Annotated in this window: 11 protein-coding genes and 1 pseudogene; 3 read left to right on the top strand and 9 right to left on the bottom strand. The window is 65.1% G+C overall.

Annotation, left to right across the window (positions count from 1 at the left end; all coding sequences use genetic code 11):
- Positions 1 to 239: 239 nt before the first annotated feature.
- Positions 240 to 1,172: an AraC family transcriptional regulator gene (locus AVTE2539_RS15480; protein ID WP_284411904.1), complete on the bottom strand. Its 933-nt coding sequence runs from the start codon at positions 1,170 to 1,172 to the stop codon at positions 240 to 242.
- 136 nt (positions 1,173 to 1,308) lie between these two features.
- Between AVTE2539_RS15480 and AVTE2539_RS15475 the strand changes: the two genes are divergently transcribed.
- The 3 genes and pseudogenes from AVTE2539_RS15475 (at position 1,309) to AVTE2539_RS15465 (ending at position 5,404) form a co-directional block, all read left to right on the top strand.
- Complete coding sequence (locus tag AVTE2539_RS15475) at positions 1,309 to 1,740, top strand: putative quinol monooxygenase (RefSeq protein ID WP_284411902.1); 432 nt, start codon at positions 1,309 to 1,311, stop codon at positions 1,738 to 1,740.
- 344 nt (positions 1,741 to 2,084) lie between these two features.
- Positions 2,085 to 2,361, top strand: a pseudogene (locus tag AVTE2539_RS15470) (transposase); the annotation flags it as partial.
- A gap of 775 nt (positions 2,362 to 3,136) precedes the next feature.
- Positions 3,137 to 5,404, top strand: coding sequence for an NACHT domain-containing protein (locus AVTE2539_RS15465; RefSeq protein ID WP_284411900.1), 2,268 nt, complete (start codon positions 3,137 to 3,139; stop codon positions 5,402 to 5,404).
- A 697-nt stretch (positions 5,405 to 6,101) separates the two neighbouring features.
- On the opposite strand, the gene AVTE2539_RS15460 is transcribed toward AVTE2539_RS15465, so the two are convergent.
- The 8 genes from AVTE2539_RS15460 to AVTE2539_RS15425 form a co-directional block, all read right to left on the bottom strand.
- Entirely contained in the window at positions 6,102 to 7,571 is a 1,470-nt protein-coding gene (locus AVTE2539_RS15460; RefSeq protein WP_284411898.1) for an NAD-dependent succinate-semialdehyde dehydrogenase, read from the bottom strand.
- 104 nt (positions 7,572 to 7,675) lie between these two features.
- Positions 7,676 to 8,764 carry a tartrate dehydrogenase gene (locus AVTE2539_RS15455; protein ID WP_284411896.1) on the bottom strand — a complete coding sequence of 363 codons (1,089 nt, stop codon included), beginning with the start codon at positions 8,762 to 8,764 and terminating at the stop codon, positions 7,676 to 7,678.
- 30 nt (positions 8,765 to 8,794) lie between these two features.
- A complete protein-coding gene (locus AVTE2539_RS15450) occupies positions 8,795 to 10,429 on the bottom strand; it encodes an ABC transporter ATP-binding protein (RefSeq protein WP_284411895.1) in 1,635 nt (544 codons plus the stop codon).
- Positions 10,430 to 10,431: 2 nt separating this feature from the next.
- The gene (locus tag AVTE2539_RS15445; RefSeq protein WP_284398926.1) at positions 10,432 to 11,310 is read right to left on the bottom strand and encodes an ABC transporter permease; all 879 of its coding nucleotides are present in this window, start codon (positions 11,308 to 11,310) and stop codon (positions 10,432 to 10,434) included.
- Positions 11,311 to 11,330: 20 nt separating this feature from the next.
- Positions 11,331 to 12,287 carry an ABC transporter permease gene (locus AVTE2539_RS15440; RefSeq protein ID WP_272568392.1) on the bottom strand — a complete coding sequence of 319 codons (957 nt, stop codon included), beginning with the start codon at positions 12,285 to 12,287 and terminating at the stop codon, positions 11,331 to 11,333.
- A 37-nt stretch (positions 12,288 to 12,324) separates the two neighbouring features.
- The gene (locus tag AVTE2539_RS15435; RefSeq protein WP_284398929.1) at positions 12,325 to 13,944 is read right to left on the bottom strand and encodes an ABC transporter substrate-binding protein; all 1,620 of its coding nucleotides are present in this window, start codon (positions 13,942 to 13,944) and stop codon (positions 12,325 to 12,327) included.
- A 91-nt stretch (positions 13,945 to 14,035) separates the two neighbouring features.
- A complete protein-coding gene (locus AVTE2539_RS15430; protein WP_284411893.1) occupies positions 14,036 to 15,325 on the bottom strand; it encodes an NAD(P)/FAD-dependent oxidoreductase in 1,290 nt (429 codons plus the stop codon).
- Between the two features lie 42 nt (positions 15,326 to 15,367).
- The gene (locus AVTE2539_RS15425; RefSeq protein ID WP_272568388.1) at positions 15,368 to 16,033 is read right to left on the bottom strand and encodes a haloacid dehalogenase type II; all 666 of its coding nucleotides are present in this window, start codon (positions 16,031 to 16,033) and stop codon (positions 15,368 to 15,370) included.
- Between the last annotated feature and the right edge of the window lie 165 nt (positions 16,034 to 16,198).

Raw genomic sequence — 16,198 nt, 5'->3', positions numbered from 1 at the left:
TTACATGGGCAGCCGGGTTTCCCTCTCCCCACCAATGCAGGGTTGACGTAACCGATTGTTCACACGGCGTGGAGGTTTTTAACAGAAGAACCGGCAGCGAACATGCGCCCGGCACGGGGACACCACAGGCCGGCGCTGCGCAGCCAGGAATGGGGTTTGAATGAAATCACCCCCCAGCACAATCAACACTAGGGCATGCCGCTACATATTTAATAGCAACAGGATGCAGGGCCCGCGGGCTATCGCGTGGCGGCGCCCACGGCACCCACACCGCTCACGGCGCCGACCAAGCCGACCCGGCCGGATGCCTGCCGCTTGTCCCTCATCGGCGGCCGACCATGCATGCGGGCGTATTCGCGGCTGAACTGCGAGGCACTCTCGTACCCCACCTCGAAAGCGACCTGGCTCATGCTCTTGCCCTGCGACAGGATCAGGCGGCGCGCCTCCATCAACCGCAGCGCTTTCTGGAACTGCAGCGGCGACAGCGACGTGATGGCCCGAAAGTGCCGATGGAACGCCGAGCGGCCCATGCCGGCCGCCGCTGCCAGTTGCTCGATACGCACCGGCCGCGCGGGCTCGGCCCGCAGGATCGCCACCGCGCGCGCGATGCGGCGCGCGTGGCTGTCGGGCAAGCCCAGGTGGCGGACCGCGGCGCCCTGGCGGCCGCGCAGCAACCAATGGTGGATCTCCCGGACCAAGCCCTCCTTGAGCACCGCGAGCGATTCGGGCCGGTCCAGCAGCCGCACCAGCCGGCGCACGGCATCGCGCAGATCATCCTCATCGCCCGTGTCGGGCGCGGCGGCAGGCGCATGGCACTCCGGCGAGCCCAGGACCAGATCGGTGATCACCGCCGGGTCCAGTTCCAGTGCAACGGCCAGATAGGGCTGGGCGATGCTGGCCTGGCTGATGCGACTCGCCGTGGGCACGTTGGCGGTGACGATCATCGTGTCGCCCGCCGCATAGGACGCCGTGCGGCTGCCCATGGCGACCCGCTTGCGGCCCTGCAGCACCAGGCACACCAGGGGCTGCTCCACCGCATGCTCCAACGCGCTCGGCGCCGTGCGCCGAACCAGGTACAGGCCGTGCACCGGCGTGGCGGTGATGCCGCCCGTCCGTTGGTGCGTGGTGCCTGTGTAGCGCAAGACCGCTTGCGTCAATTCGTCGTCCGCCATGGCGCATTCTGGCCAGGAAGGCCGGCCCGGCACAACCGGCCTGGACGATCAGGCAAGGAATGCCGATCTTCGGGCACGCAACGGAGTGGGCGCGACCCTACAGTCGTTGCGTTGCACCGAACCCCGAAAGGCACCCATGACTTCGCTGTCGCCCCCGCAAGAGAACCCGCCCGCCGCCGAACCTGCCCGCGCACCGCACCGGGGTGTGCAGGTGCTGGGAGAACAAGGCGCTGAGGGCCGCAAGGCCTTCTTCATCGAGATCGAGGCCCGCCCCGGTCAGGAGGAGGCGGTGGTGCAGATGCTGCGGGACATCCGGGCCTGCGTCGAAGCCGAACCCGCCACGGGTCCGTGGTTCACCGTTCGGTTTTCGGAAAGACGTTTTGCGATTTTTGAAGCGTTTCCCGATCTGGCGGGGCGGCAGGCGCATGTCGATGGCGGAGGGGGCGATATCTTTCGCGACGTGGCGCGGATGAATGCGATCCTTGCCGAGGCGGCTCAGGTCCATCGCGTGGATGTGTTGATGAGCAAGGATTACTTTTCTTATTGGGGGGTGATTAACTGTCCGTGAGGCTGACTGGCGACTACGTCAGCAAAAGGACGTAGAGTACCCGCATGCGAATGAGTACTATCGGCCAAAAGACGCCCTTCATTTCGCGACAAGTTCGCATCCGACCGTGGCAACGCTTGACCATGATCAGCGGTGGCAGAATCCACCTGAAAAAGCGTTGGCCGATGAAGCGCAAAAAATGATGAAGATGATTTGGCAGTGAATATTGACTGCAACATTGGGTATCACTTCGAGCGCTCATGCTCAGCAGCAGCCTCTCACTAACAGGCCGTTGAAATACCTATCGACCTCAGCCCAGTCGTCGCCGACCATCGGTGCGTCGTCGAACAAGAATTGATCACAGCATGCGAGGAGCAGACGGATACAACAAGTCGCTGTCCACCACTGTGAGGCTGGAGAACTTTGTGCCGGCCGACCACCCGCTGCGACCGATTCGCCAGTGGGTCGATGACGCCTTGGCCAAGGGATGCTAGGTTCTCCGCGATGTACGAGGCCGACGTTAAGGGTGGGCGACCCAGCATCGCACCGGAGAAGCTGATGCGCGCTATGGTGCTGCAGATCCTGTACAGCGTGCGCAGCGAGCGGCAACTGGTTGAAAATTTTTTGGTACCGCTTTGCTTTGGCGGTGCGACCACTAACACACGAAAAGCGCCATTGAATATGGGAAGTACTGCCGTATTAGTCGATTTTGACAATTGCCGGAACGACCGCTTGGAGCGTGCAATGGGACGTGGCAACCCCAGTTTGGCTGATTATTCAGCTGTTTTTGATGAAATAATTGGTGGGGTTGTTGCGGCACTCCGCACACCCGGAGCGCGATCCGAATTCAGCTTCCGTTTTTATGGCGGCTGGTTTGAGTCGATTTCGGGTGATCCGACGGATCTGCATAACATGGTAGTCCAGTGCATAGCGCGGCATCCTCGCCATCTAAGTGGGCAGCGTTTGAATTTCGAGGTGGCATACGCTCCGCTGTTTCGCGGGGAAATGCGCTTCGAGGCGACGCTTCGCACAGAGGCTTGGAAACAGCCAGAGGGCAAGATAAACGATCTTGCAACATGCGTGAGAGCTGCAGGGATGCCTAGATGCCAAGCAGTGCAAACTCTTAATTGCTGGATTCGCGGGAAGTGTCCAGAGTACGGCTGTCCCGGGCGCCTGCGCGATGTAGCAAGCCGGCGTGGCCAAAAGGTTGTCGATACGTTAGTGGTCGCCGATGCGGTGATCGCTGGTGTCTCCGGTCTTTATGACAAGATCGTCATCTTATCTGCAGATGAAGACTTGCTCCCCGGCCTGCTGTTTCAGAATAATAGGAAGTGCACTATGGCACTCGCGCGACTGAACCATTCCTCAAGCGTGGGTAGATACGACATGATGCTGAAATCGGACGGAGTCGAAATCTATGACATTTAGCTTGCCCCAAGGCGTTGAAGACCGGGTCCGCAGAGATCTCGCTGCATTCGCAGATTCCCGGACACAGATCGAGTTCAGCGGAAATGAATTCAGGTGGACTTTGAAGCGGACGGCACGTGTGCTAAAGATGCTCGAACTCGGCGATAGCGACGTGCCGACTCGTGTCGAATTTGAGGGTCAAGAGTTCACGTACCCTGATTTTTTTGCGTCCGAACAGATAGGAGCCTTGGCATGGTTGGCTGAGGAAATAGAGCGGAGTCTCGCGATTCTTAAAAGTAGTTATCCGACTGAAATCATTCCGGCGAAGGTGAGAGTAGAGGATAAACCTGATGTAACCACGTTCGGACACGCGCTCAGCGACATAGCGGCTGCAGATACCGATCGCACCTCCCTCGTTTTCTTGCAAGGCCGTGCAGGAGATGGGAAGAGCACCAGCTTGGTCGACCTTGCTCAAAAGCAAGCTGCCGACTACGCGGCCCGCAAAATCGATTTCCTTTACCTGTATATTGATGCACAGGGGCGCGCGTTATCCAGACTAGACGAGGCCGTAGCGTTGATTCTTGACGACCTGAACTCTAATTTTCGTTATCAATCGCTGGCAGTCTTAACTCGCCTTGGGCTAGTGGTGCCTGTCGTAGACGGTTTCGACGAATTGCTCGGTTCAGGCGGATACGCGGAGGCGTTCGCTTCTCTTGAAGCATTCCTATTCCGCTTAGAGGGCCACGGCACAGTGGTCACCTCTGCGCGCTCCACCTTCTACCAACAATCGGCGTTGAGCCGGGCCGCAGCGCGTCTATCCGGCGCTTCGACTTCAGTGAACATCGTTATCCACAATATCCACCTTTTGCCTTGGGACCGTGAAGCCACTCAGCAACTGCTGAAACAGCTCGGGGCAGCTAAGTATTTGTTGGGCGATTCCTTGGATCCACGAGATACAGATCTTTATGAGGCGGCGGCGCAGCACATCGGGGTGGGCGCGGACGAGATCCTCTCTAGCCCACTTCTCACGGGTGCTTATGCGAGTCTGTTGGCGGAGCAAGGAATCTCGCACCCAAGTGGTTCCGTGGTCGAGGCGGCCATCCGGGCACTCGTGCAACGCGAGATTAAAGATAAGCTGCTAGGGGCGCACGGAGATCAAATACTGAATGAACGTCAGTTTGAACAGCTTTTCGCGGCGGTAGCGGAGGAAATGTGGTGGCAGGAGACCCGGACACTTGATGACGATACACTCCTTGTTGTCGCGGATATTACTCTGGAACAGTTGGGTATTGACAAGAGCAAAGCCGGGGCATTACTTGGAAAACTCTCCAGCAATGCTGTTATCGAGCTCGGCGAGGGCGCGAGGAAGCTCTCGTTCCGGCATGAGATCTACTTCAGTTTTTTCCTTGGAAACTACTTCAAAAATGCGGTTCTCACGGCATCTCGCAAAGAGTTGGCTCGCCTGATAAGTAGGTCCGTTTTACCTGCAACATTAGCTCGCCAGTGTGCGTGGCTCCTCCAAGGCGGCGTAGAACTAAATCGTTACTTGGGCGGCTTGGCTGCGTCGTTAGGTGAGTCTGCAGCTTCTGACCTAATCAATACAAACCGTGGCGCGCTGATCGGGGGGGTGTTAAGGCACTCGCAAGAGATCATCGCGCCATTGACGGTATCCCAAGCGATATTCTCAGCAACCGATCTTTCGGGTGTGCAGGCCAATGGCCTAGTGTTTCAGGACTGCAGATTCGACGAGGTTGATATGACTGGCATGGAGGCTCCTACAGCGACCTTTAGAGGCTGTAGCTTTCATATGCCGTTGGTCGATGAGGCTACCAACCTCAACTTTAAAGGGCTCCGGCTTGGTGAAGAGATCATCGGTCTGCGAGTTCGTCGCGGAGGTCAAGAGTCCACGCTCTACAGGACGGCACAAGATAAAGAGTTCCTGGAGAGGCTTGGACTGCGCGATGCCGGAAGTCAGCCTGTGCGCCCATTGGGTGATCGGGAGCTTCGAGTACTTGATACGGTACAACGAGTCGTTAGGCTCGCGTCCCGATCCATGTACTTCTCAGAAGAAGATCTTGAGAATCGCAAACTCCCACGAGACATTCTCCCTATAGGAGCGAAGCATCGCATCTGGGCTGTAACAGACAAGCAGCGGAGCGGCATGAGAGCACTATATCGACTCAACAAGGCGCCGGAGTCACTGATTGCGGGTGCTACTGGAGGGAGTTTTGACGCTGATGTCGTGGCTTTCTGGGAGGATATGTTCAAGCTTTACTGAGTCTTTCCCGCTATCGACGGGTGTGGCGCTGAGGCCCAGCATGGCGATTGACGCGGACGTACCATCTCCAACGTTAAGCATCATGCAGCTTTGAGGCACCGTTGAGTTCCTCGCGGCATATCTTTGCGACGTTGGGTGCGGTGAGCGGTCGATTGCCTCTGTATCAGCCGAGAGTGCAGTGAATGTCTATTCCTCGGCGATTCAAGGCAAAAAGCGAATTTTCAGTTGCATTCCGAACCACATCGTAAGCCCGAATCGTGGGTTGAAGAGAACAGAGATCGCTGGGGAGCCATATCCTGCAACGCCGGCAGCCAACGGCATAGTTGTTCGAGGCGACGGCTTGGGCCTCCAGGCCGACAGTAACCTAGTCCTACACATTCCGAGCGCGGCCTGCTGTCCAAGGCGGTAAGTCCTAAGAGGTATGAATTCTCTCTATCTTATTTAGCACATGTCAATTGATCGGACCGCCTGCGGCGGCCGCTTATTTCAACGTTGAGCGTCTGCTTTCACCTAGCGCGACCGACTGCTTCTGGCCGATAGCGGCCTACTGCGAGAATAGCCCGAAGGACGCTAATCGCTGCTTAGGAGACATTCGACACGCGTCTAATATTCAATTGCAACGTCGGAATGAACATGGCCCTTCGCGTTTAGACCATGCTTCTCTCTACCAAATAAGCCACCCCAGCGCCCTCCCCCGTCAGCCCAGCCCGCCCTGGCACACATACTTCGTGTGCAGGTAATCCTCCAGCCCGTGCGTCGATCCCTCGCGCCCGTAGCCCGACTCCTTCACGCCCCCGAACGGCGCCGCCTCCGCCGCCAGCGCCCCTTCGTTGATCCCCACGATCCCCGACTCCAGGGCCTCCGCCACGCGCCAGATGCGGCGCACGTCCTGGCTGTAGAAGTACGCGGCCAGGCCGAACGGCGTGTCGTTGGCGGCGGCGATCACGTCCTGTTCATTCTCGAAGCGCGTGAGCGGCGCCACCGGGCCGAACGTCTCCTCGCACGCGCAGGCCATGGTCGCATCGGCGTTCTCCAGCACCGTGGGGGCGTAGTAGGTCGCGCCCAGGTCGGTCAGGCGCTTGCCGCCCGTGAGCACCCTGGCGCCCTTGGACACCGCATCCTGCACGTGCCGCTCGATCTTCTCCACCGCCCGGGCGTTGATCATCGGCCCGATCTGCGAGGCGGGGTCGCTCGCCGGCCCCACCTTCAAGGCCGCCACGCGGGCGGTGAGCTTTTGCGCGAACTCGGCATGCACCTTGGTGTGCACGAACACCCGGTTGGGGCACACGCAGGTCTGGCCGCCGTTTCGGAACTTGGCGGCCATGAAGCCTTCCACGGCGGCGTCCACGTCGGCATCCTCGAAGACGATGAAGGGGGCGTTGCCGCCCAGCTCCAGCGAGAGCTTCTTGAGCGTGTCGGCGCTGCGGCGCGCCAGGTGCTTGCCCACCGGCGTGGAGCCGGTGAAGGTGATCTTGCGCACGCGCGGGTCATCGAGCCACACATCCACCACCTCGGGCGTCTTCTCGCGCGAGGCGGTGACGATGTTCAGCACGCCCGCAGGCACCCCGGCCTCGTGGGCCAGCAGCACCAGAGCAAGCGACGTGAGGGGCGTGTCCTCGGCGGGCTTGCAGACCACCGTGCAGCCGGCGGCCAGGGCCGGGGCGATCTTGCGGGCGATCATCGCGGCGGGAAAGTTCCACGGGGTGATGGCGGCCACCACGCCCACGGGCTCCTTCAGGGCGAACATGCGACGGCCGGGCACGGGGGCGGGGATGACCTCGCCGTTCATGCGCGTGGCCTGTTCGCCGAACCATTCGATGTAGCTGGCGGCGTAGGCCACCTCGCCCTTGCCCTCGGCCAGGGGCTTGCCCTGCTCCAGCGAGATCAAGGCGCCCAGGTCGTCCTGGTGGGCCAGCACCAGATCGTTCCAGCGCTTGATGATGGCCGCGCGCTGCTTGGCGGGCACCTGGCGCCAGGAAGGAAACGCGGCATGGGCGGCCTCCAGCGCGGCCCGGGCCTCGGGGGCGCCGGAGTCGGGCACTTCGGTGATCACGGTGCCGGTGGCGGGGTCGGTCACGGGCAGCAGCGCGCCGGGGCCGGGGTGCCAGTGCCCCGCGATGAAGTTGGCGCTGCGGATCAGGTCGGGGCGGGTGAGGGTCAGGGGCATGGCAGGGACAGAATGGGGTTTGAATGAAATCGGGCTCCAGTGCAAATAACACTAGGGCATCGCGCTACAGATTCAATAGCAAAAGGAATGACGGGGCCGATGGGCTAGCGCTTGGCGATGCACGCCGCGATGGCCTCGCCCACCTGCGTGGTGTTGGCCGTGCCCCCTAAGTCAGGCGTCTTCGGCCCGGTCTTGATGACCTCTTCGATCGCCGCCACGATGGCATCGTGCGCCTGCCTTCCCGCGCCCTGGCCTTGCGTCAAGAAGTCCAGCATCAGCGCGCCCGACCAGATCATGGCGATGGGGTTGGCGATGTTTTGGCCGTAGATGTCCGGCGCCGAGCCGTGCACGGGCTCGAACAGGCTGGGGAAGGTGCGCTCGGGGTTCAGGTTGGCCGAAGGCGCCAGACCGATGGTGCCGGTGGTGGCGGGCCCCAGGTCGGAGAGGATGTCGCCGAACAGGTTGGTGGCCGCCACCACGTCGAAGCGCCCGGGCTGCAGCACGAAGCGCGCGGTGAGGATGTCGATGTGCTGCTTGTCCAGGGTGACCTCGGGGTAGGCCTTGGCAACGTCGTCGGCGCGGGCATCCCACCAGGGCATGCTGATGGCGATGCCGTTGCTTTTGGTGGCGAGGGTCACGTGCTTCTTGGCGCGGCTTTGCGCCAGGTCGAAGGCGAACTTCAAAAGGCGGTTGGCACCGTGGCGCGAGTAGACCGACTCTTGGATGACGATCTCGCGGTCGGTGCCCTCGTACATGACGCCGCCCAGCGAGGTGTATTCGCCCTCGGTGTTCTCGCGCACGACGAAGTAGTCGATGTCGCCAGGCTTCCTGCCGGCCAGGGGGCACGGCACGCCTTCGAAGAGGCGCACGGGGCGCAGGTTGATGTACTGGTCGAACTCGCGGCGGAACTTGAGCAGCGAGCCCCACAGGGACACGTGGTCGGGCACGGTGGCGGGCCAGCCGACGGCGCCGAAGAAGATGGCGTCCACGCCGGCGAGCTGGGCCTTCCAGTCGTCGGGCATCATTTTTCCGTGGGCGGCGTAGTAGTCGCAGCTGGCCCAGTCGATGGTGCGGCATTCCAGCTCGAAGCCGAAGCGCTCGGCGGCGGTCTGGATGGCCCGCAGGCCTTCGGGCATGACTTCCTTGCCGATGCCGTCGCCGGGGATCACGGCGATGCGGAAGATGGGGTGCATGGGGTGTCTCCGGTAGGGGTCGCCTGTTTGTCAGGCCGCTGCGGCCAGCACGGCCGGTGCGCCGGCCCTCTCCTCCAGCCAGCCCTGGCGCAGCTCGGGCACCGAGCGCGCCAGCAGTTCGTAATACGGGTGGTGCGGCCCGCGGTCGTAGTCGGCGCGCGCCACCTGCGCGAGTTTGCGGCCGTGCTGCATGACGACGATCTCGTCGCACACGGAGCGCACGGTGTGCAGGTCGTGGCTGATGAAGAGGTACGACACGCCCAGCTCGCGCCGCAGCTCGGCCATCAGGTCGAGCACGGCGGCGCCCACCACGGTGTCGAGGGCGGAGGTCACTTCATCGCACAGGATCAGGTCGGGATCGGCCGCGAGCGCGCGGGCCAGGTTGACCCGCTGCTTCTGGCCGCCCGACAGGCCGCCGGGCAGGCGATCCGCCACGCTGTGCGGCAGCTTGACCAGGTCGAGCAGTTCGCGGATGCGCCGCTGCAGCGCCTCGCCCTTGAGCCCCTTGTAGAACTGCAGCGGCCGGGCCAGGATGCGCTCGATGGTGTGCGATGGGTTGAGCGCCGTGTCGGCCATCTGGAACACGATCTGGATGCGGCGCAGCTCTTCCTTGGTGCGGGCGCCCAGCGTGGTCTTGAGCTCCGAATTGCCGAACAGCATGGTGCCGTGCCAGGGCTGGATGAGCCCGGCGATGGCGCGCGCCAGCGTGGTCTTGCCCGAGCCCGATTCGCCGATGACGCCGATGGCCTGGCCGCGGTAGAGCTTGAAGTTGATGTCTTCCAGGATGAGCGCGGCGGGGCGGCCGGTGGCATCCACCGGGCCGTAGCCGGCGGACAGGTCGCGCACATCGAGCAGCAGCTCGCCCTCGCCCCGGCAGTGCTCGGCCACGCGCGGCGTGGGGCGCGCGGCGGCCAGCAGGCACCGGGTGTATTGGTTGGCCGGGGCGGCGAGGATGTGCGCGGTGGTGTCCACCTCCTGCATCCGGCCGTTGCGCAGCACGAGGATGTGGTCGGCCATTTGCGCCACCACGGCGAGGTCGTGGCTCACGTAGACGGCGGTGGCGCGGCGTTCGCGCACCACGCGGCGAAAGGCGAGCAGCACTTCGATCTGCGTGGTCACGTCCAGCGCGGTGGTGGGCTCGTCGAGGATGACGAGGTCGGGATCGGTGATGAGCGCCATGGCCGCCATCAGCCGCTGCAGTTGCCCGCCCGAGACCTGGTGCGGGTAGCGGTCGCCGATGGTGTCCGGGTCGGGTAGCGCGAGTTCACGGAACAGCTGCACCGCCTTGGCCTCGGCCTCGGCGCGCTTCATGGTGCCGTGGATGCGGGTGGGCTCGACCACCTGGTCCATGATGGTGCGCGACGGGTTGAACGACGCGGCGGCGCTCTGCGCGATGTAGGCCACGGTGCGCCCGCGCAGCGCGCGCTGGGCGGCGGGCGCCAGGTGCAGCACGTCGACGTCGCCGATGCGCACGCTGCCGCCGGAGATGGTGCAGCCGTGCCGTGCGTAGCCCATCAGCGCGAGCGCCGTGGTGGTCTTGCCCGAGCCGGATTCGCCGATGAGCGCCAGCACCTCGCCGGGCGCGATGGTGAAGCTCAGCGCATCGACCAGCGTCTGGTCGCCCGCGGTGATACTCAGGTCTTTGACGACAACGGATGCCCCCATGTTCAACGCCCTCCGCGTTCGCGGGCCGCGCGGCCCGGCAGGTTGTCGATGACGAGATTGACCGCGATGGTCAGGCTGGCGATGGCCAGCGCCGGTGCGATGACCGAGGCGCCGGCGTCGGGCAGCGCGCCGATGTTCTCGCGCACCAGTGATCCCCAGTCGGCCGCGGGCGGCTGGATGCCCAGGCCCAGGAAGCTCAGGCCGGCGAGCAGCAGCACCACGTAGACGAAGCGCAGCCCCAGGTCGGCCAGCATGGGGCCGACGATGTTGGGCAGGATCTCGCGCAGCATGATGTAGAGCGTGCCCTCGCCCCGGGTGCGCGCCACGGTGACGTAATCGAGCGCATTGATGTTGACGGCCAGCGACCGCGCGATGCGGTAGGCGCCCGGGATGTAGATGACCGCCGCCGTGGCCACCAGCATGGCGACGGACGAGCCGAAGCCGGCCACCAGGATCAGCGCGAACATCTTGCTGGGAATGGCGGTGAGGGTGTCCAGCACGCGGCTCAGAATGGTGTCCACCTTGCCGCCCATGGCGGCGGCGAACAGCGCCAGGGCCGTGCCCGTGCCGCTGGCCAGCAGGGTGGCCAGCAGGGCCACGCCCACGGTGTAGCGCGCACCGTCGATCACGCGCGCCAGCATGTCGCGGCCCAGGTAGTCGGTGCCCAGCCAGTGTTGGGCGCTGATGGGCGCGAACACGTCGGAGCCGCCGCCCGCCTGCAACGAGCCCGGCAGCAGCACGGGACCGGCCAGGGCGGCCAGCATCCAGCACAGCAGCACCGCCAGGCCGATCAGGCCGGAGATGCCGAAGCCAGAGAGCCAGCGGCGCACCGCGTGGCGCGGCGTGGCGGGCGGGCCGGAAGGGTGGGTCAGGGAATCCATGGGTCGGCCCTTCGGTGTGGTCAGCGGTGGCGCAGGCGCGGGTTGGCGAGGATGCCGCACACGTCGGCCGCCGTCACCAGGATCAGGTAGCCCGCGCAGAAGATCATGGCGCAGGTCTGCACCAGCGGCATGTCGCGCTGGGTCACGCCATCGACCATGAGCTTGGCGATGCCGGGGTAGTTGAAGATGGTCTCGATGATGATGACGCCGCCCAGCAGGTACGACAGCGACAGCGCCACCGCGTTGGCGATCGGCCCGATGGCATTGGGCAGCGCGTGGGCCATGACCATGCGCAGGGGCGAGGCGCCCTTCAGGCGCACCATCTCGATGTAGGGCGCCTCCAGCTGGTCGATGACGGCGGCGCGGCTCATGCGCATCATCTGCGCGACGATCACGCAGCACAGGCTGAGCACGGGCATGGCGAAGGCCCGCAGCATCTGCCCCACCGATTCGATGTCGCTCACGTAGGACAGCGCAGGCAGCCATTTGAGTTTGACGGCGAACACCAGCACCGCCAGCGTGGCCACCAGGAACTCGGGCACGGACACCACGGCCACCGCCGCCGACGAGGCCAGGCGGTCGAACCACGAGCCGCGCCACACGGCCGAGGCGATGCCCAGGGTGAGCGCGATGGGCACCGAGAACAGCGCGGTCACGGCCGCCAGCAGCAGCGAATTGGGCAGGCGGCTGGCCACCAGCTCGCCCACCGGCATCTGCGTGGTGACCGACTGGCCCAGGTCGCCGCGCACGATGCCGCCCAGCCAACGCAGGTAGCGCAGCGGGGCCGGCACGTCCAGCCCCATCTGGGCGCGCAGCGCGGCGAGGGCCTCGACCGTGGCGTCCTGGCCCAGCTGCTCCTGCGCGGCATCGCCCGGCAGCACGGCGGTGATCGAGAAAACGATCACCGAGACCGCCAACAGGGACAGCAGCGCCAGCAGGATCCGCTGGACCAGGAGCTTGAGAATCACACGGTTCATGGCGCGGCGGCTTCCAGTGCTCGGGGCGTGCGGGGCGTCAGGCTTCGAGCCAGACGTGCTCGGCGAAAGAGTAGCCCATCAGGCCGCCCAGCGGAATCGGGGACAAGCCCTTGAGCTTGGTGGAATGTCCGTCGATGCTGGCCAGGAACAGCGGAATGCCGATGCCGGCGTCCTGGTGGATCATGGTCTGCATGTCGGCGTACATCTGGCGGCGTTTGGCCAGATCGGTCTCGGCGCGCGAGGCCAGCAGCAGCTGGTCGAACTGCGGGCTCTTCCAGCGCGACTCGTTCCAGGCCGCATCGGACTTGAAGAACTGCGTCAGGATGGTGTCGGCGCTGGGGCGCGGGTTCACGTTGCCGAAGCCCACCGGGCTGTTGAGCCAGTGGTTGGACCAGTAGCCGTCGGCCGGCATGCGCTTGATGTCCAGGTCCAGGCCGATGCGCTGTCCCGACTGCTGCAGCAGCAGCGCGGTTTCGGTCGAGTACATGGCGGCCGGCGAGGTGACCACGGGCACCTTGCCCGTCACGCCCGACTTCTGCAGGTGGAACTTGGCCTTGTCCAGATCGAACGCGCGCTGCGGCAGATCCTTGAAGTAGAACCGGTTGGTCGGGTCGATGGGCTGGTCGTTGGCGATGACGGCATAGTCGAGCGCGATGCTCTTTTTCATCTGCTCGCGGTCGAACAGGTACTTCATCGCCAGGATGAAGTCGGGGTTGGCGCCCGGGCCCATGTCCTTGCGCAGGATGAGGTCGGAGTACTGGCCCGACTGCGTGGTGAAGATGGCATAGCCGGGCGTGCCCTTGACCCGTGCCACGGCGCGCGGGTTGACCGAGGCCACGAGGTCCATGCCGCCGGACAGCAGCGCGTTCACGCGGGCGCTCTCGTCGCCGATGCCCACGAACTCGATCTCGTCCAGGTAGGGCTTGCCGGGCTTCCAGTAGGCGTCGTTGCGCACCATCAGCGACCGCACGCCGGGCTTGAACTCCTTGAGCTTGTAGGGGCCGGTGCCGATGCCGGCGTTGAAGTCGGTGGTGCCTTCCTTGACGATGTGGAAGTGGAAGGTGCCCAGGATGACCGGCAGGTCGGCGTTGGGCGCGGTCAGCTCGATGGTCACCTCGTTCGGACCCGAGGCCTTGACGGTCTCGATCTGGTCGGCCAGCACCTTGGCCTTGGAGGCCGTGGCCGGGTCCTTGTGGCGCAGGATGGAGAACACCACGTCGGCCGGCGACAGGGCCTTGCCGTCATGGAAGGTGACGCCCTTGCGCAGGGTGAACACCCAGGTCTTGGCGTCCTGCGTGGCGGACGATTCGGCCAGCGCGGGCTGCGGCGTGAGCGAGCCGTCCAGCACGAACAGGCCGTTGTAGAGCATGGTGCCGCGCGAGTAGTCGGTCTGGTTGGACTGCTTGGCCGGGTCCAGCGTGTCGGTGGCCGCGGCCGTGGCGCCGGCCACGCGGATGCGGCCGCCGCGGCGGGGCGTCTGCGCGTGCGCGGTGACCGCCATGCCCGCCAGGCCGCCGGCCAGCGTGGCCTGCATGCCGCCCGCCATCAGCATGGCGAGCACGTCGCGGCGCGTGGCGCCCCGCCGCAGCGAGTCCATCACGCGAAGGCTTTCTTGGGGACCGACGAGGGTGTCGAACGGGGTGCGGCTGTCGCTCATGGTGATGCTCCTGTGACGGGTGGCAGTGGGGGGGAACGGGGATCTTGGAATGGTGCGAATCAAGGGAAGGTGGCAGGCGCCCGCTGGGACGTCAGGCCAGCCGGTCCTTCAGGCGGTAGTACAGCCCCACCGCCGGCAGGAACCACGGCGGGCCGAAGTGGCCGGGCACGGCGGGCCAGTCGCGGCCGCGCCAGGGATTGGCCTCGGCATCGCCGGCCATCACGGCGGCCATGCGCTCGCCCATGTGCACCGACATCTGCGTGCCGTGGCCGCTGTAGCCCATGGAATAGAACAGGCCGTCGCGCTCGCCGGCGTGCGGCAGGCGGTCCTGCGTCATGTCCACCAGACCGCCCCAGCAGTGGTCGATGCGCACGCGGCCCAGTTGCGGGAAGGTCTCCGCCAGGCCGGCGCGCAGGATCTCGCCGCTGGCGGCGTCCTGCTGCGGGCTGGAGATGGCGAAGCGCGCCCGGCCGCCGAACACCAGCCGGTGGTCGGCCGTGAGGCGGAAGTAGTGGTGGATGTTGGCGATGGTGACGTAGGTGCGCCGCTCGGCCAGCAGGGCCTGCGCGCGCGCCGCGCCCAGCGGCTCGGTCACCACGATGAAGCTGCCGATGGGCACGATGCGCCGGCGCAGCCAGCCGAACGTGCCGTAGCCGCCGTGGCGCGAGGTGCCGGTGGCCAGCAGCACCTGGCTGGCCTGCACCGCGCCGCGCGCGGTGTGCAGCCGGTGCACCTGGCCCTGCACGCGCTCGATGCGGTCCACGCAGGTGCCGGTGTGGATCTGTGCACCCTGACGCTGGGCGGCCAGGGCCAGCCCCTGGGCGAACCGCCCCATGTGCATCTGCGCGCTGCGCCGGTACAGCAGCCCGCCTTCGAACCGGTCGCTCTGCACCTCGGCGCGCACCCGGGCGGCGTCGAGGATCTCCACGTCGGTATCCACCCCGTCGGCGATGAGCCGCTCGGCACTGCGCCGCAGCGCCTCCAGGTGGTGGGGCCGGGTGGCGAGCTTGAGCTTGCCGTAGCGCAGGAAATCGCAGTCGATGGCCTCGTCGCGCACGATGCGGGCGACGGTGTCCACCGCGGCGTCGTAGGCGTGGTACCAGGCCCGGGCCTGCGCCACGCCGACCTTGGCGGCCACCTCGGCGTAGTCCACCGCCAGGCCGTTGTTGACGTGGCCGCCGTTGCGGCCCGATGCCTCGGGCGCCACGCTGGCGCCCGCCTCCAACACCGCCACGCTCGCGCCGCGCCGGGCCAGGGCCAGGGCGGCCGACAGGCCGGTGAAGCCCGCGCCGACGATGGCGACATCGACCTGCCGCGGCAGATCGTGCGGTGCCAGCGCCAGCGGCGGGACCGAATCGTTCCAGTAGGACTCGAGCTTCATGGCAAGGGGCGTGCGGGCTGTGGGAAGGAAGGTAAAAACCGCTCAGAGGCCGACGACGCCCGGCAGGCCGCCGATGTCTTCGATCTGCACGTAGTGGTAGGCCGGGTTGCCCGGGCCGTGGCCGCGGTTCACGAACACCTTGTTCTTGATGCCGATGTCGTCGGCCGACATCAGGTCGTAGCGCAGGCTGGAGGACACGTGCAGCACGTCCTGCGGGCCGCAGCCCAGCGAGTCGAGCATGTATTCGAACGCCTTCAGGCGCGGCTTGTAGGCCTGGGCCTGCTGCGCGGTGTACACGCGGTGGAACGGCGCGCCGAGCATGGCGACGTTCTTCTGGATCTGGTCGTCGGAGGCGTTGGACAGGATCACCAGCGGGATCTCCTTGGCGACCTTGGCCAGGCCCGCGGGCACGTCGGCATGCGGGTCCCAGGTGGGCACGGCGTCGTAGAACTTCTGGCCGTCGGCGTCCAGGTACTGGATCTTCCACTGCTTGCACAGGCGGCGCACGGCGTTCTTGAGCACCACTTCGTAGGGCTTCCAGTCGCCCAGCACTTCGTCGAAGCGGTAGGCGCTGAAGTCGGCGATGAACTGCTCCATGCGCTCGGCCGGAATGCGGTCGGCAAAGAGTTCACGCGTCATCTCGCCCATGCGAAAGCGGGTGAGCGTGCCGTAGCAGTCGAAGGTCACGTACTTGGGACGGAAGGTCATGGTCTCGGAATCCTCGGGTTGGGCCGGTCACCGACCGGGGCGGTTCGCAGCGCCTTATCTGGCATTTGCGACAGTGTCATTACGAAGTGATTGAAGCACGCGGTTTCGCGGGTGTCATAGGGAAATGCAGGGGTGCGGCGCGCGAAAGCTGCGGTTTGCCGGGGG

Origin of the sequence: Acidovorax sp. SUPP2539, assembly GCF_030158975.1 — a bacterium.
In the GTDB taxonomy this organism is placed as follows: Bacteria; Pseudomonadota; Gammaproteobacteria; order Burkholderiales; family Burkholderiaceae_C; genus Paracidovorax.
This window is presented reverse-complemented; position numbering and strand designations above follow the sequence as displayed.